The 16,802-nt window shown below is 69.4% G+C and carries 13 protein-coding genes; 7 read left to right on the top strand and 6 right to left on the bottom strand.

The annotated features are described in order from the left end of the window. The first annotated feature begins 357 nt into the window (after positions 1-357). From OWC43_RS15025 to OWC43_RS14995, 7 genes are all read left to right on the top strand, one after another. Entirely contained in the window at positions 358-1,617 is a 1,260-nt protein-coding gene (locus OWC43_RS15025; RefSeq protein ID WP_393957233.1) for an SRPBCC family protein, read from the top strand. Positions 1,618-1,620: 3 nt separating this feature from the next. After that, entirely contained in the window at positions 1,621-2,742 is a 1,122-nt protein-coding gene (locus OWC43_RS15020; RefSeq protein ID WP_393957232.1) for a 2Fe-2S iron-sulfur cluster-binding protein, read from the top strand. A 155-nt stretch (positions 2,743-2,897) separates the two neighbouring features. Beyond that, positions 2,898-4,940 (top strand): FAD-dependent oxidoreductase, encoded by a 2,043-nt coding sequence (locus tag OWC43_RS15015; protein WP_393957231.1) that lies wholly within the window; start codon positions 2,898-2,900, stop codon positions 4,938-4,940. 220 nt (positions 4,941-5,160) lie between these two features. After that, positions 5,161-7,059: a (Fe-S)-binding protein gene (locus tag OWC43_RS15010; protein ID WP_393957229.1), complete on the top strand. Its 1,899-nt coding sequence runs from the start codon at positions 5,161-5,163 to the stop codon at positions 7,057-7,059. Further along, positions 7,056-8,279 carry an electron transfer flavoprotein subunit alpha/FixB family protein gene (locus OWC43_RS15005; protein WP_393957228.1) on the top strand — a complete coding sequence of 408 codons (1,224 nt, stop codon included), beginning with the start codon at positions 7,056-7,058 and terminating at the stop codon, positions 8,277-8,279. The genes OWC43_RS15010 and OWC43_RS15005 overlap by 4 nt, the downstream gene beginning before the upstream one ends. Beyond that, positions 8,276-9,085, top strand: coding sequence for an electron transfer flavoprotein subunit beta (locus OWC43_RS15000; RefSeq protein WP_393957227.1), 810 nt, complete (start codon positions 8,276-8,278; stop codon positions 9,083-9,085). Before OWC43_RS15005 ends, OWC43_RS15000 begins: the two co-directional genes overlap by 4 nt. A 10-nt stretch (positions 9,086-9,095) precedes the next feature. Continuing rightward, entirely contained in the window at positions 9,096-9,620 is a 525-nt protein-coding gene (locus OWC43_RS14995) for a prolyl-tRNA synthetase associated domain-containing protein (RefSeq protein WP_137827143.1), read from the top strand. Between the two features lie 5 nt (positions 9,621-9,625). Here OWC43_RS14995 and OWC43_RS14990 read toward each other — a convergent pair whose 3' ends face one another. The 6 genes from OWC43_RS14990 to OWC43_RS14965 all read right to left on the bottom strand — a co-directional run bounded on the left by OWC43_RS14990 (position 9,626) and on the right by OWC43_RS14965 (position 16,725). Further along, complete coding sequence (locus tag OWC43_RS14990; protein WP_393957226.1) at positions 9,626-9,847, bottom strand: hypothetical protein; 222 nt, start codon at positions 9,845-9,847, stop codon at positions 9,626-9,628. 391 nt (positions 9,848-10,238) lie between these two features. Then, positions 10,239-11,603, bottom strand: coding sequence for an L-serine ammonia-lyase (locus OWC43_RS14985; protein ID WP_137827145.1), 1,365 nt, complete (start codon positions 11,601-11,603; stop codon positions 10,239-10,241). Further along, positions 11,600-12,166 (bottom strand): sarcosine oxidase subunit gamma, encoded by a 567-nt coding sequence (locus OWC43_RS14980; RefSeq protein WP_393957225.1) that lies wholly within the window; start codon positions 12,164-12,166, stop codon positions 11,600-11,602. The genes OWC43_RS14985 and OWC43_RS14980 overlap by 4 nt, the downstream gene beginning before the upstream one ends. Further along, complete coding sequence (locus OWC43_RS14975; protein ID WP_393957224.1) at positions 12,159-15,149, bottom strand: sarcosine oxidase subunit alpha family protein; 2,991 nt, start codon at positions 15,147-15,149, stop codon at positions 12,159-12,161. Before OWC43_RS14975 ends, OWC43_RS14980 begins: the two co-directional genes overlap by 8 nt. A gap of 1 nt (position 15,150) precedes the next feature. Then, positions 15,151-15,447 carry a sarcosine oxidase subunit delta gene (locus OWC43_RS14970; RefSeq protein ID WP_393957223.1) on the bottom strand — a complete coding sequence of 99 codons (297 nt, stop codon included), beginning with the start codon at positions 15,445-15,447 and terminating at the stop codon, positions 15,151-15,153. Between the two features lie 24 nt (positions 15,448-15,471). Further along, positions 15,472-16,725, bottom strand: coding sequence for a sarcosine oxidase subunit beta family protein (locus OWC43_RS14965; RefSeq protein ID WP_393957222.1), 1,254 nt, complete (start codon positions 16,723-16,725; stop codon positions 15,472-15,474). Positions 16,726-16,802 lie beyond the last annotated feature (77 nt).

Genomic DNA, 16,802 nt, shown 5'->3' with positions numbered 1-16,802 from the left:
TCGGAGCGTCGGTCGCCCCGATGGTTCCTTAGAGCAATTCTTCCGCCCTTGTCCGCACTCGCGTCGGACCCGGGAAAACAGCGTGTGCCGCACGTCACCCGTTAAGTCGTTCTTCCGATTCGCGCTTTACCGACCCGCACCCGCCGCCACGCCGCGCCGCCGATCGACTCGCTTCATCGCTGGCGCCCCCCGCCCGGCGGCAGGCCGGAAGGGGCCGCGGGGACAACCCTTCGGAGGCCCGACAAGGCGCAAGACACGTCGCGGCGAGTCAAGCGAATGTCGCTGCCATGGCAGCGGACGGACGGCGCAGCCGCGATAGTGATGAAGCCTGATACGGCATCTGGCTTCGGAGGCCCCATGCTCGACGTGACGCCGACTCCTCTGCAGCGCCTCCTGCGCGACCGCCGCCGCGGCTATAGTCTTCCGGCGCCCTTCTATCTCAGCCCCGAGGTGTTCGAGGCGGATATGGAGGTCATCTTCGGTCGTCACTGGATCTATGTCGGCGTCGAGCCCGACGTGCCGGAGGCCGGCGACGTCATGGTCGTCGATATCGGCAAGACCTCCATCGCCATCGTGCGCGACGACGACAACGAGATCCGCGCCTTCCACAATGTCTGCCGCCACCGCGGCGCCCGCCTCGTCCACGACGAGAAGTCGACCGTCGGCAATCTCGTCTGCCGCTACCATTCCTGGACCTACGACCTCACCGGCAACCTGATCCATGCCGAGCATATGGGGCCGGATTTCAAGAAGGGCTGCCACGGCCTCAAGCCGGTCCATGTCCGGTCCCTGGCGGGCCTGCTGTTCATCTGCCTCGCCGCCGAGCCGCCCGCCGATTTCGACGAGATGGCTGCCCGTCTCGGCCCGTATATCGAGCCGCACAACGTGCGCGGGACCAAGGTCGCCTTCCAGAAGGACATCATCGAGCCCGGCAACTGGAAGCTCACGATGGAGAACAACCGCGAGTGCTACCACTGCGGTGCGAACCATCCTGAGCTGACCGTGCCGCTCTTCGCCTACGGCTTCGGCTTCGCGCCGGAGGAGATGGACGAGCACGACCGGGCCAATGCCGAGCGCTACGGCTGCCTGCTCAAGACCCGCCACGGCGAGTGGGAGGCGGAGGGCCTGCCCTCGCGGGAGATCGAAGAGCTCGACACGATGGTGACGGGCTTCCGCACCGAGCGGCTGCCGCTCGACGGCGAGGGCGAGTCCCACACCATCGACACCAAGGCGGCCTGCAAGAAGCTCCTGGGCAACTTCACCAACGCCAAGCTCGGCGGCCTCTCGGTCTGGACCCAGCCGAATTCCTGGCACCATTTCCTGGGTGACCACATCGTCACCTTCTCGGTGCTGCCGCTCGATGCCGAGCGCTCGCTGCTGCGCACCAAGTGGCTCGTCCACAAGGATGCCGTCGAGGGCGTCGATTACGATCTCGCCAACCTCATCAGCGTCTGGGAAGCGACGAACGATCAGGACAGCGAACTCGTCGGCATCTGCCAGCAGGGTGCGCGCTCGCCCGCCTACGAGCCCGGCCCCTACTCGCCGAACACCGAGATGCTCGTGGAGAAGTTCTGCAACTGGTATGTCGGTCGCATGACCGCGCATCTGGGCCGCTGAGTCATGGTGCCGGCCCCCGCCGAACCGGCCGCTCAACGCCTCAAGGCTTCCGCGTTCTGGGATGCGGAGGCCGACGACGCCCTGGTCTGCCTCGCGGTGCGCGACGAGACGCACGACGTGAAGACCTTCGTCCTGGCGCCCAGGACGCCCCGTCTCTTCGCCTACGCGCCGGGTCAGTTCCTGACCTTCTCCTTCGAGATCGGCGGCGAGACGATCCACCGCTGCTACACCATCTCCTCGTCGCCTACTCGCCCGCACACCGTCTCGTTCACGGTCAAGCGCGTGGCCGGCGGCCCGGTCTCGAACTGGCTGCACGACACCCTGAAGGTGGGCGACACCGTCCGAGCGCTCGGGCCGATGGGCGACTTCACCTGCTTCCAGAACCCGGCGCGCAAGTATCTCCTCCTGTCGGGCGGCAGCGGCGTGACGCCGATGATGTCGATGGCGCGCACCTTCCACGACCTCGGCGAGGCTCGCGACGTGGCCTTCGTCCACTCGGCCCGGTCCCCCGCCGACATCGTGTTCCGCGGCGAACTCGAGACGATGGCCCGCCTCGATCCGGCCTTCCGATTTCACGCCGTCTGTGAGGCGGATTCGGCCGGCGAGATCTGGAACGGTCCGAAGGGCCGGCTCTCCCTCGACATCTTGCAGGCGGCCGTGCCCGATTTCCGGGAGCGGGAAGTCTTCGTCTGCGGGCCCAAGCCCTACATGGACGCCGTCAAGGCGATGCTGAAGGATGCCGGCTTCGACATGGCCCGGCACCATGAGGAAAGCTTCGATTTCGGCGCTTTGCCCGAGGCCGAGAAGGAAGCCGCCGAGCAGGCCGAGCAGGTTCTCGACGCCGCCCCCGCATCGACCGTGCGCGTCTTCCGGGTGGAGTTCGCCAAGACCCGCCGCGTCCTCGAATGCCCCGAGAACGAGACGGTGCTCGACGCCGCTCGCAAGGCGGGCATCCGCCTGCCCTCGTCCTGCGCGAAGGGCCTGTGCGGCACCTGCAAGTCGAAGGTCACCGCCGGCACCGTCTCGATGACCCATGCGGGCGGCATCCGCCAGCGTGAGATCGATGCCGGGATGGCGCTGCTCTGCTGCTCCAAGCCGACGAGCGACCTCGTGGTCGAGCGCTGAGCGCGGCCCAGGGTGCCGTCCGACGAAAGCGCCGCCGGTTCGTCGAGAGACCGCGCGGCACAACGAGAAACGAGCGGCGTCGCCTGACCCGAAACGGCCGGGCGCGCCCTCAGCGTCCCGAACAGCTCATCGCTCACGCCTTGGGGAGTCGTCCCGTGATCGCCAATGCCGACGCGCTTCTGAAGCCCCTCACCATCAAGGGGCTCACCATCCGCAACCGGGTGATGTCGACGAGCCATGCCCCCGGCTACGGCAAGGACGGCAAACCGCAGGAGCGCTATCAGCTCTATCACGCCGAGAAGGCCAAGGGCGGCATCGGGCTCACCATGTTCGGCGGCTCGTCCTCCGTTGCCGTCGACAGCCCGGCCGCGCCCTGGAACCAGATCTCGGTCGCCGACGATTCGGTGATTCCGTTCTTCCGCCAGTTCTCGGATCGGGTGCACGCCCATGGCGGCAAGCTGATGATCCAGCTCACCCATATGGGCCGGCGCACCAAGTGGGACACGGAGCACTGGCTCCCCACGGTCTCGCCCTCGCCCCGCCGCGAGCCCGCCTCCCGGACCATCCCGAAGGAGATGGAGGAGGAGGACATCGCCCGCGTCGTGAAGAGCTTCGCCCAGGCCGCACGCCGCTGCCGCGAGGGCGGCCTCGACGGCTGTGAAGTCTCCGCCGCTCACGGCCATCTCATCGACCAGTTCTGGTCGCCGAGCGTCAACCAGCGCACCGATAAGTACGGCGGCAGCCTGGAGAACCGGATGCGCTTCGGCATCGAGGTGCTGGAGGCGATGCGCGCGGAAGCGGGCGACGACTACGTCATCGGCATCCGCATGTCCGGCGACGAGATGATCGCCGACGGCCTCTCCCAGGAAGATTGCGTGACGATCGCCAGCGAGTACGCCAAGCGCGGTCTCGTCGACTTCCTCAACATCCTCGGCGGTCAGGCGCGGGACCACATCGCCCACGCGATCTCGCTCCCGAACATGTCGTTCCCGGTGGCCCCCTTCCTGTTCCTGCCGAGCGCCATCAAGCGCGAGGTCGACGTGCCGGTCTTCCATGCCCAGCGCGTCACCGATCTGGCGACCGCCGCCCGCGCCGTCGCGGAGGGCCATGTCGACATGGTGGCGATGACCCGCGCCCACATCGCCGACCCGCATCTGGTCAAGAAGCTGTCCGAGGGACGCGCCGACGACATCCGCCAATGCGTCGGCGCGGGCTATTGCATCGACCGCATCTATGTCGGCGGCGACGCCCTCTGCATCCAGAACGCCGCCACCGGCCGCGAGGCGACGATGCCCCACGAGATCCGCCGGGCGGATGTGCGCCGCCGGGTCGTGGTGATCGGCGCCGGCCCCGGCGGCCTGGAGGCCGCCCGCGTCTGCGCCGAGCGCGGCCACGCGGTGGTTCTGTTCGAGAAGAGCGCCCAGGCCGGGGGCCAGATCGGGCTCGCGGCCAAGGCCGGCTGGCGCGAAGCGATGTCGGGGATCACCCGCTGGCTGGTGGCCCAGGTGACGAAGCTCGGTGTCGATCTGCGCCTCAACACCGAGGCCACGGAAGAGGCCGTTCTGGCGGAGAAGCCCGACGTGGTGATCGTCGCGACCGGCGGCACGCCGTTCCGCGGCCATGCCAAGGGTGCCGAGCAGCATGCCGTCACCACCGCCGAAGTCCTGGCCGGCGCGGTCGAGCCCACGGGGTCGGTGCTGCTCTACGACGAGATGGGCCAGCACAATGCGGCCTCCGTCGCCGAACTGCTCGCCAAGCGCGGCTGCCTCGTCGAGATCGCCACGCATGACCGCATGATCGCCGAAGAGGTCGGCACCACCAACCAGCCGATCCATCTGCGGGAACTCTACAAGCTCGGCGTGGTGATGACGCCGAACATGGAGTTGATCGAGGTCTACCCCGAGGGCAACCGACTGGTGGCGGCCCTGCGCAACACCATGACCGATGCCGAGGAAGAGCGCGTCATCGACCGCCTCGTGGTCGAGCACGGCACCCTGCCGGTCGAGGGGCTCTACCACAGCTTGAAGGCGGCCTCCGTCAACCGTGGCCAGACGGATCAGGAAGCGATGATCCGCGGTGAGCCGCAGCCCTACGACCTGTCGAAGGGGTATGCCCTCTACCGCATCGGCGATGCGGTGGCTGGGCGCAACATTCACGCGGCGATCTACGACGCCCTGCGGCTCTGCAAGGATCTTTGAAACAGACCGATCTCCGCCCTCGCGGGCGGAGTCAGGGGCGGGGGCGGGACGGAGGTACGGCCCCGATCCTTCCGGAACGACCCTCACCGGCCACTCCGGCCGCTCGCGGCAGGAGTGGCCTCCGATCAGGCGATCGGCGCGCAGGGCTGTGCGCTTCCTCCATGCCGTCCCCGCCCGCGATCGCGCCCGGCACCGTCGCCCATCCTTGAGACTCACCGTCATGACCAGCTTCGTGCCCCTGACCACGGTGTTTCCCGGCCTCGTCTGGCTGATGGCGGCGCTCGCTCTGCTTCAGGGTCTGCGCCGTGCGGCCCTCTGGCGGGTCGGCGCTGCGGCGCCCGTGGCGTGGCTCGACGGGCTCGCCAAGCTACCCAAGCGCTACTTGGTGGATGTCCACCATGTCGTGGCCCGGGATGCCTACGCCTCGCGCATGCACGCAGTGGTCGCAGGCGGCCTGCTCGCGGCCTCGATCCTGACTGCCCTGGCGATCCTGCCGCCGCTCGCCGGCTTCCGACCCTACTGGTTCGTCGTCGCCCTGGCCTTCGGGGTCACCGCCATCGGTTCCCTGCTGGTCGGTGCCCGCCGCTACCCGGCGAAGCAGAAGCGCCTCTCCGCCGGGCGCTTCCAGATCCTGCCGTTCCTCCTTGTCGCCTACGCCGTCGGCGGCACGATCACCGCATTGTTGCTCGCCTTGCGGATCGAAGGGCTGTTCGCCCCCCTCGCCCTGGCGCTGGCCGCCGCCGGCGGGCTGGGGCTCGCCTTCGAGGTGCGGCACGGGCCGATGCGGCACGCGGCGGCCGGCGCGCTCCATCTCGTCGCCCATCCCCGGCCCGGCCGGTTCGAGGGCCGGCCCGACACCGCCCTGCAGCCCCTCGATCTCGATGCCCCCCGGCTCGGGTCCGAGATGCCGGCCGATTTCACCTGGAACCGGCTGCTCTCCTACGATGCCTGCGTCAGCTGCGGGCGTTGCGAGACCGCCTGCCCGGCCTTCGCCGCCGGCCAGCCGCTCAACCCGAAGAAGCTGGTCCAGGATCTCGTCGCCGGCCTCTCACCCGCCGAACCCGCCTATGCCGGTGCGCCCTATCCGGGGGGGCGGGCGGCGCAAGGCGAGCGGGGCGCCCTGGCCCGCCTGATCGGGCCCGACGCGCGCATCCACCCGGACACGCTCTGGTCCTGCACCACCTGCCGCGCCTGCGTCGAGGAATGCCCGATGATGATCGAGCATGTCGACGCGGTGGTCTCGTTGCGCCGTCACCAGACCTTGGAGCGCGGGGCGCTTCCTGAGAAAGCGGTCGGCCCGGTGACCGAGCTGCGTCAATCCGGCGATCCCGGCGGGCGTCCGCTCTCCGCCCGCACCGATTTCGCCGCCGGGGTCGAGCTGCCGGTGATGTCCGAGCGGGGTGGCGCCGAGATCCTGCTCTGGCTCGGCGAGGGCGCCTACGATCTCCGCTACGGCCGCTCGCTCCGCGCCCTGATCCGCCTCTTGCGCGAGGCGCAGGTCGATTTCGCGGTGCTGGGCGCGGAGGAGCGCGACACCGGCGATCTCGCCCGTCGGCTCGGCGACGAGGCGACCTTTCAAGACTTGGCGCGGGAGAACATCGCGACGCTGGCCCAATATCGCTTCGCCCGGATCGTCACCGCCGATCCCCACGCGCTGCACGCCCTGCGCAACGAGTATCCGGCCCTCGGCGGTCGCTTCACGGTGATCCACCACACCGCCTTCCTGCTGGAGTTGATCCGCGCCGGGAAGCTCAATCCCGGTCGTCTGTCCGACCTTTCCGTGACCTATCACGACCCCTGCTACCTTGCTCGCTATAACGGGGAGACCGAGGCGCCCCGCGCCGTGCTTGACGCGATCGGCGTGACGCGCAGCGAGATGACCCGTTCCGGCAAGCGGGCGATGTGCTGCGGCGGCGGCGGCGGGGCTCCCGTCAGCGACATTCCAGGCGAGCGGCGCATCCCCGATCTGCGGATGGCCCAGGCCGCCGAGACCGGTGCCGGCATCGTCGCCGTTGCTTGCCCGTCCTGCACGGCGATGCTGGAGGGCGTCACCGGTCGCCAGGCCGAGATCCGCGACATCGCCGAATTGCTGCTTCAGGCGGTGGAGGCCGGCCGATGACCCGCCTGCGCCGCGATCCGCGGGCCGAGCGGACAGCCATCCAGGTCGCGGGCGCCGCCCGCCCCCGCTACGACCGCACCGCGCGCCGCAGCAGCAGCGGCAGCGGACGTCCGCGCCGCGATCCGCGGGCCGAGCGCGCCGGCCAGCGCGTCGTTGGCGAGGCGCGCCCGCGCTTCGATCTCAGCCAAGTGATCCGCGTCGAAGGGCCGGTGATCGCCGACACGCAGCCGCGGGCAACGACAACGCCGGCGCCCCCCAAGATCCTCATCCTCGAGGATCCGGCCTTCCTCGTCGCGGTGGTGCCGGACGCTCCCGGCGGGCGGCTCTCGGCCCATGATCGGCAGGTGCTCGGTGCCGCCCGGGCCCTGGCCGGCCGCGAGGGCGCGGTGGCGCTCCTCACCCTCGGCGCCTGCGAAGGCCCCGGCCCGGCCGGTGCCGACCGGTGGATCCGGCTCGACGACGGCACGGAAGCGTACGATCCCGCCGGCCGGGCCGCCCGGATCGCGGCGGCGCTCGGTGGCGTGAAGCCCCGCCACATCCTCTTTCCCGAATCCCTCGACGGGGGCGACCTCGCCCGCCGCGTCGCGGTCCGCATGGGCGAGCCGCTCTTCACCAATGCCGAAGTGGTTGCCGCGAACGGTCTCGTTCGCCCGGCCAAGGGACGCCGGGTCGAGCAGCGCATCGCGCCGGGCCTGCTCGCGACCGTCGCGCCGGATGCGGTGGCCGATTATGCCGGCCCTCCGCGGGAGGCGCGTCCCGTGGCGGTCGAGACTGAAGCCGCGAGTCCGGCCAAACTGCAAATCCTGGCGGCCGCGCGCGTTCCGGCGGATCCGGCCACGGTGCCCCTGGCGCTCGCCGAGTTCGTGGCCTCGGCGGGCAACGGCATCACCGATCTCGATACCTTCCGGATGCTCGTTGCGGCTCTGCGCGCCACGCCGGGGGCGAGCCGCGTCCTGTGCGACGCCGGATTGATGCCGCGCCATACCCAGGTCGGCGCCTCGGGTACAGTGCTCGCCGCGACCTGCTACTTTGCCCTCGGCATTTCCGGGGCACCGCAGCACCTTCAGGGCGTCGCCGGCTGTGAGCACGTCGTGGCGGTCAACACCGACCTGCATGCCGCGATGTTCGAGCGTGCCGGCCTCGCCATCGTACAGGATGCGCAGATCGTGATGCCGGCGCTCCTGCGATTGCTGGCACAGGAAACGGGAGACACGCCTTGAAGATCGCGGTTCTGCTCTCCGCCGGGCGCCACCCGGTGTCCGGAGCGGCGGTCCTACCGCGGATGGAGGCGCAGGCCATCCGCATCGCCGCAGGTTTGGGCGAGGCCATCGGCCTGCATGCCGGGCCCGATGCCGCGGCGGTGCGCGAGGCCCTCGGTCTCGGCCTCGCCCGCATCGAGCACGTGGCAATCCCGGAGGGGGGCGACCCGGTGACCGCCCTCATCGCACGGCTCGCTGCGCTGGCGCCCGATCTCGTCCTGGCCGGGCGGCGCGGTCAGGGTGGTGCGGAGAGCGGGATCGTCCCCTACGCGCTGGCCGATGCGCTCGACCTGCTGCTCATCCCCGACGTCATCGCGGTGACGTCGGGTGACGAGGCGGGGACATTGACCCTCGATCAGAGCCTCGGCCGCGGTGCCCTGCGCCGGGTGAGCCTGCGCGGACCGGTCCTCGCGACGGTGCATCCGGATGCGCCGCCCCCCCTCGCCTATGCCTATGGCCGCGCTCGCCGGGGCAGTATCGACGGCCTCGGCTCCGCCCCGACCCTCACCGCGACCCCGGATATGGCCGTCGAGGAGCGGCCGTATCGGCGTCGTCCCAAGCTCGTGAAGGGCGCACCCACCGGGGGCTCCGCGGCGGAGCGGCTGAAAGCGGCGACCGGCGAGTCGGGCTCGGCCGCCAAGGGCCGTCTCCTCGTGGAGCCCGATCCCGAGGAGGCCGCGCGCGAGATCCTGGCCTACCTGCGCCAGATCGGCGTGCTGGCCGCTTCCAGCGGAGCGTCGAGCGACGCTTCGACACCAACCCTGTGAGACGAACGCAATGCCCCTGACTTCCGACGACCTCCTGACCCGCCTGCGCGAGCACGGCATCGCCTATACGCTGTTCGAGCATCCGCCAGTTCTGACCGTCGAGGCGATGATGGCGGTCTGCGGCGACATTGCCGGGGCGCACACCAAGAACCTGTTCCTGCGCGACGGAAAGAAGACTTACTTCCTCGTCACCCTCCACCACGACGCGGCCGTCGATCTCAAGGCGTTCCGATCCGTGCTCGGCGCTCGCGGTGGACTGTCCTTCGCGAGCGCGGACGCTCTGCGCGAGCAGCTCGGCGTGGAGAGCGGGGCCGTCTCGCCCCTGGCCGCGCTGAACGCGGAACCCGGCACCGTGAGGGTCTTCATTCAGGACAGCCTGCTGTCGGCGGCCCGCGTCAACATTCACCCGCTGGTCAGCACCCGCACCCTCAACCTCGCGCCGGGCGACCTTGTGGCGGCGCTCCGCGCCGAAGGTCACGAGGCCACGGCCTTCGCCCTGCCGGAGGCCGGCGCCGAGCCCGCAGCCGTGGCCTGAAGCGATCAGGCCGCCTGCAGAAGGGGGCGAAAGGGCATCTCGTACAGCGGCGCGGACGAGCGAGCGATCTCCGGCAGGACGATCTCCTCCGTCACGGTCAGGCGACCGAGATCGACGCGGGTCAGGCCGATATCGTCGAGAGCCGCGTCGCTCAAGTCGGCGAGTGCGACTTCCATCTCCTTGGTGCGGAGGTAGGAGAGAACACTTTCCGTAATCTTGATGAACATTGTATTAACCTCGAACCCGTGGCCGCTCGACTTGAACTCAGCGGCTCGACACAGTCCGAATATGACCTTTGTTGCGGTGCGGGAGGAGCGTCGGTTCTGAAGATCAGCTGCGCTCGGCGCGCATGCATTGGGCAGAATGTGATCAATCGGAGCAGGGTGGCGCGTTTTGATGCATATCAAGCACGGTGGGGCTTTCGCTCCCTCCCCGCTCGATCCAATCGTCCTGCCGTGACCAGGGTTGCCCGATACGGGCTTTTTCGAAGACCGCCTCCTCTTCGAACGGCCGACACCCTCCCGGCACCTTCCCAATACGAAAAGCCCCCTCTCCCGGGTGGAAGAGGGGGCTGTAGATTTGGACAGCGCTTGGATCGGAACCAAGCGGCTTGTGCCGTCAGCAAGCGGCGACGTTGACGGCGAGCCCTCCCAGGGAGGTCTCCTTGTACTTGTCCTGCATGTCGTGGCCGGTTTGGCGCATCGTCTCGATGACCTCGTCGAGGGTCACGTAGTGAATGCCGTCGCCGCGCAGGGCCAGGGAGGCGGCGGCGACCGCCTTGTTGGCCCCAAAGGCGTTGCGCTCGATGCACGGGATCTGGACCAGCCCGCCGATCGGATCGCAGGTCATGCCGAGATGGTGCTCCATCGCGATCTCGGCGGCGTTCTCGACCTGCAGGGCACTGCCGCCCAGCACCGCCGCGAGGCCTGCGGCGGCCATGGCGGCGGCCGAGCCGACCTCGCCCTGGCAGCCGACTTCGGCACCGGAAATCGAGGCGCGGCGCTTGATCAGGCCGCCGATGGCTGCCGCCGTGAGCAGGAAGTCGCGCCCGTGGGCATCGCACCAGCCGGGGCAGAACTCGACGATGTAGCGGAGGACCGCCGGCACGATACCCGCCGCGCCGTTGGTCGGCGCGGTGACGACCCGGCCGCCGGAGGCGTTCTCCTCGTTGACCGCGAGGGCGAACAAGCTGATCCAGTCCATGACCTCATGGGCCGGACGGCTGTTCGAGAGCCGCCCTTCCTGGAGCTGGGCGTAGAGACGCTTGGCGCGGCGACGCACCTTGAGACCGCCGGGTAGCTCGCCATCCATTCGAAGCCCGCGCTCGATACAGGCGAGCATCGCATCGCGGATCGCGTCGAGCCCGGCCTCGATCTCGGCTTCGGAGCGGAGCGCCCGCTCGTTCTCCATCTGCACGTGGGCGATGCTCAGACCGGTCTCGGCACAGACGGCCAGGAGTTCGGCGGCGCTGGCGAAGGGATGGGGCACGGCGACGCCGTCATGTGCGCCGCCTTCGGCCTCGCCCTCGTCCACCACGAAACCGCCACCGATCGAGTAGCAGACCGTCTCGGCCAGCACGTCTCCGCCGGCGTCATGGGCGCGAAAGCGCATGCCGTTGGTGTGGCGCGGTAGGATCTCGGTGAAATTGAAGACGAGGTCGCGGGCCGGCTCGAAGGTGACGCTTCCGGCATCCCCCGGAAGATCGAGGGCGCCGCGTTCGGTCAGCGCACGCGTGTAATCGGGCACGCGGTCGGGATCGACGGTCGCCGGATCCTGACCCAGCAGGCCGAGGAAGATCGCCACGTCGGTGCCGTGTCCGCGGCCGGTCCAGGCGAGGGACCCGAAGATCTCCGCGCTGATCCGGGCGATCCCGGCCTGTCCAGCGAGCCGCTCGCGGAAGCGGCGGGCCGCGATCATCGGGCCGACCGTGTGCGAGCTCGACGGTCCGATGCCGATCTTGAACAGGTCGAAGACGCTGATCATCCCTCGCCGATCCCGAAAGCCGCCTCCTTGAGGAAGCCATGAACGTAGGTGGCGAAGGAGCGCCAGCATTCCACCCGGTAGCGTGCCCCCGGGCCGGCGCGGCGAATCAGCACGATCTCAGCCTTGCCGAGCAGGGTGCGGGTGGCGCGTCCTGCCGGGAAAGCGGTCTCGCCGAGATCCAGCGGGCAGCCGGCATTGAGGAGTTCGGCGGCACGGAGGCCCTCGACATCGATCCCGACATTGCGGTGCGACACGTCGACGAGGGAATGCGCCCGAGTGCCGAGATCGCTCGCCACCGAATTCGCGACCAGATCGGCCTCGCTCTCGGGGGCGCCGATCAGCCACTCGTCCGGACCGAGGCGGGCGATCCAACGGCGATCATCGCCCGATACCGTATTGATCGGCCGGTCCAGGGGCAGTCCGGCGACCTCGCCCTCGGCGGAGCGTACCCGCAGGACGAACCGTGCCTCGGCGTCGGCGGGGCGGATCGTGACGCCGGCGGAGCGGGCCTCGGCCCGGCCGAGTGGCAGGGCGCGGGCAGTGCGGTAACGGACCTCAAGCATTGACGCGCTCTCCTGTCGTGTCGAAGAAGACCGGCTCGCTCACGGTCGCGCGGGTGAAGCCGTCGGGCGTGGTGATGTGGAGTGTCCGCCCCATCAGAGAGCGCCCGTCCGCCACCAGCGCGAGCGCGATGGAGCGGTTGCAATTCGGGCTCCAGTAGCTCGACGTGACGTGGCCGAGCATGCGCATCGGGATCGGTTGGTTCGGATCGGCGACGATCTGAGCGCCCTCATCGAGGACGGTCTTCGGATCCTCGGTGATGAGACCAATCAGCTGCTTGCGGCCCGTGGTGGCGATGACGTCGGGGCGCGCCAGCGAGCGCTTGCCGACGAAATCGGTCTTCGTCTTGGCGATCATGCCGGCCAAGCCGACATCGTCCGGCGTCACCGTGCCGTCGGTCTCCTGACCGACGATGATGTAGCCCTTCTCGGCCCGCAGCACGTGCATCGTCTCGGTGCCGTAGGGGGTGATGCCGTGCGGCTGCCCCGCCGCGAAGATCGCCTCCCACACCGCCAGGGCGTGGTCGGTCGGTACGTTGATCTCGAAGCCGAGCTCGCCCGTGAACGAGACCCGGAACAGTCGGGTCGGCACGCCGCAGATGGTGCCGGTGCGCATGGCCATATGCGGGAAGGCTTGCGGCGAGAGATCGATGCCCTCGACCAGCGGCTCGATCACCTGCCGGGCCTTCGGGCCCTGGAGCGCGATCACCGCCCATTGCTCGGTGGTCGAGGTCAGGAACACCTGGAGATCGGGCCACTCGGTCTGGAGGTAATCCTCCATATGGGCGAGGACGCGCGCCGCCCCGCCCGTCGTCGTGGTGACGTGGAAGCAGGTGTCCGAGACGCGGGCGACGACGCCGTCATCGAGGATGTAGCCGTCCTCTTTCAGCATCAGCCCGTAGCGGCACCGGCCGTTGGCGAGCTTGGCCCAGGGATTCACGTACATCCGGTTCATGAACTCGGCGGCGTCGGGGCCGACGACCTCGATCTTGCCCAGCGTCGAGGCATCGAAGATGCCGACATGCTCGCGCACCGCCTTGCACTCGCGGGCCACCGCGGCGTGGAGATTCTCGCCCGGCTTCGGGAAGTACCAGGCGCGCCGCCACAGGGCGACGTTCTCGAAGGTGGCGCCGTGGCTCTGTGCCCAGCCGTGGATCGGCGTGGTGCGGATCGGATCGAACAGGGCGTGGCGCGCGGGACCCACCAGGGCGCCGAAGGTCACCGGCGTGTAGGGCGGGCGGAACGTCGTGGTGCCGACGGCGGGCAGAGGCTTGTCGAGCTGCCCGGCGACGATGCCGAGGGCGTTCATGTTCGACGTCTTGCCCTGGTCGGTCGCCATGCCGGTGGTGGTGTAGCGCTTGACGTGCTCGATCGACTGGAAGCCCTCGCGCACCGCGAGCTTGATGTCCTTGGCGGTCACGTCGTTCTGGAAGTCGATGAAGGCGCGCACCTTCTTCGGATCGTCATCGGTCGGCATCACCCGCACCGGCTGGAAGCCGGTGAGTGTCGGCGTGGCGGAGAAGGTCCTGCGCTCGTCCGAGCCCGCCGCCGCCGCGCCCGCGGCGAACCCCTCGGCGAGGCAGTCCGTCAGATCGTAGGTGCCCTTGGAGGCGCCGGCCGAACGCTCGGACTGCGCCGAGATGTTCGGAACGAAGGCGTCGAGCCGGTCGTCGTAGCGGAGCTTGCCGCGGGATTGCGAGAACAGGTGGACGGCGGGCGTCCAGCCGCCGGACATGCCGACCGCGTCGCAGGGAAGAACGCGACGGCCGCCGCACCGGCCGTCGCTCCCCACCGGCGCCACGATGAGACCCGTGACGCGCTTGCGGCCCTTGGAGCCGACCACGGTGTGGCCGGTCAGTACTTCGCAGCCCGCTTGGCGCAGGCGAGCCACCTCCGGCCCGCAATCGGCCTCGAGGCGCAGATCGACGATCGTCACGGCGAGGCCGGCCTGCTTGGCCTCGAGGGCGGCCGTGTAGGCGGAGGCGCCGCTCGTGGCGAAGACGAGCGTGCGGCCCGGCGCGACGCCGTAGCGGTTGAGGAAGACCCGCACGCTCTCGGCGAGGAGGATGCCCGGCCGATCGTTGTCGGCGAAGACCAGGGGGCGCTCATGGGCGCCGCCGGCGAGCACGACCTCGCCCGCCCGCACCTGCCACAGGCGCTCCCGCGGTGCCTGACCCGACGCGGTCGGCAGATGGTCGGTGACGCGCTCGGCCAGGGCCACGTGATTGTGGTTGTAGTAGCCGAATGCGGTGGTCCGGGAGAGCAGGATGACGTTCTCGCGGCCGTCGAGATCGGCCAAGGTCTCTTCGAGCCAGCTCGCCGCCGGGCGGCCATCGATCTCGGCATTCGGATCGTGCAGCAGCGAGCCGCCCGGCTCGGGCCCCTCATCGGCCAGGATGACGCGCTTGCCGGTCTTGGCGGCGGCCAGGGCCGCCGCGAGGCCGGCAGGGCCGGCGCCGACGATCAGCACGTCGCAATGGGCGTGGCGGTTGGCGTAGCGATCCGGATCGGCTTGCGTCGGCGCCTTGCCGAGACCGGCCGCGGCGCGGATGAACGGCTCGTAGACCTTGTCCCAGAACTTCCGGGGCCACATGAAGGTCTTGTAGTAGAAGCCGGCGACGAAAACCGGCGACAGCAGGTCGTTGACCGCGCCGATATCGTATTCCAGCGACGGCCAATGGTTCTGCGAATGGGTGCGCAGCCCGGAGCGGGCCTCGACCACGGAGGCGCGGTTGTTCGGATCGACCCGGCCGGGGCCGCGGTCGACCGAAAGCAGCGCGCTCGGCTCGTCGGGGCCGTGGCTGAGGATGCCGCGGGGGCGGTGATACTTGAACGAGCGTCCGACGTGATGGATGCCGTTGGCGATCAGCGCCGAGGCGACGGTGTCGCCCTGGTAGCCGTGGATCGGCTTCCCGTTGAACTCGAAGACGATGGGGCGCGAGCGGTCGATACGGCCGCCACGGGACAATCTGAACGGCTGTGCCATCTCACGCCCTCGCCTCGCTCTGGAGTTCGGAAGTCGGTTGTGCGCCCATCGGATAGATCTCGATGAAGCTGTCGCTGACCGTGTCGCGCAGGGCGTTGAACCAGCGCCCGCAGCCATGGACGTGGCACCAGCGCTCGGCGTGAACCCCGCGCGGGTTCTTCCGCACGAACAGGTATTCGGCCCAGGCCTCGTCGCTCTGGGCGCTCGGCGCCTCGGGCCGGGCGATATGGGCTTGGCCGCCGCAACGGAACTCGGTCTCGGGGCGGTTGCCGCAATGGGGGCAGGCGATCAGCAGCATGGGTCGGGCTCCAGGCAGATCGGATCAGTGCGCGACGGCTGCCGCCGCCGCCTCGTCGATGAGGCGGCCGGTGCGGAAGCGGTCGAGGGTGAAGGGCGCGTTGATCGCGTGCGGCTCGCCCGTCGCGAGGGTGTGGGCGAAGACGTGGCCGGATCCCGGCGTCGCTTTGAAGCCGCCGGTGCCCCAACCGCAATTGACGAAGAGGTTCTGGACCGGGGTCTTGCCGATGATCGGCGACCGGTCGGGCGTCACGTCGACGATGCCGCCCCAGGAGCGCAGCATCCGCATCCGGGTGAATTGCGGGAACAGTTCGCAGATCGCGTCCAGCGTATGGGTGGTGATGTGGAGGCCGCCCTGCTGGCTGTACGAGGTGTACTGATCCGTACCCGCGCCGATGACGAGTTCGCCCTTGTCGGATTGCGAGATGTAGGCGTGGACCGCGTTCGACATCACCACGCAGGGGAAGACGGGCTTGACCGGCTCCGAGACCAGTGCCTGGAGCGGGTAGCTCTCCAGCGGCATCGACACGCCGGCCATGGACATGACCGTGGAGGTGTGTCCCGCGGCGACCACGCCGATCCGGCCCGCGCCGATGAAGCCGCGGCTCGTCTCGACGCCCACGGCCTTGCCCGAAGCGTCGCGCCGGATGCCGGTGACCTCGCAATTCTGGATGATGTCGACGCCGCGGGCATCGGCGCCGCGGGCGTAGCCCCAGGCCACCGCGTCGTGGCGGGCGGTGCCGGCCCGGCGCTGGAGCGCGCCGCCGAGGACGGGGTAGCGCAGACCACCGCCGATATCGAGCGGCGGGCAGAATTCCTTGCACTCTTCCTTCGACAGCCACTCGTTGTCGATGCCGTTGAGGCGATTGGCGTAGACGTGGCGCTTGAAGCTCTGAACATCGTGGATGTTGTGCGCGAGCATCAGGACGCCGCGCTGCGAGAACATCACGTTGTAGTTCAGCTCCTGGGACAGGCCTTCCCAGAGCTTCAGAGCATGCTCGTAGAGGCCCGCGCTCTCGTCGTAGAGATAGTTCGAACGGATGATCGTGGTGTTGCGGCCGGTATTGCCGCCACCGATCCAGCCCTTTTCCAGCACGGCGACATTGGTGATGCCGTGAACGGTGGCGAGATAATAGGCGGTCGCGAGGCCATGGCCGCCGCCACCGACGATGACCACGTCGTAGCGGGGCTTCGGCTCGGGCGCGCGCCATTGGCGCCCCCAGCCGGTATGGCCCCGCATGGATTCGGAAAGCAGCGACGTGAGGGAGAAGCGGCGCATCGGTCGACCTCGCGGTGTTGACGGATCATGGTCCGCGTCACGCAAGGGGGCTTGATCGACGGCGACCGCGAGTTTGG

It is taken from the genome of Methylorubrum sp. POS3, assembly GCF_043352485.1.
Lineage (GTDB): Bacteria > Pseudomonadota > Alphaproteobacteria > Rhizobiales > Beijerinckiaceae > Methylobacterium > Methylobacterium suomiense.
The sequence above is the reverse complement of the archived record's forward strand: the minus strand, read 5'-3'. Positions and strand labels throughout refer to the sequence as shown.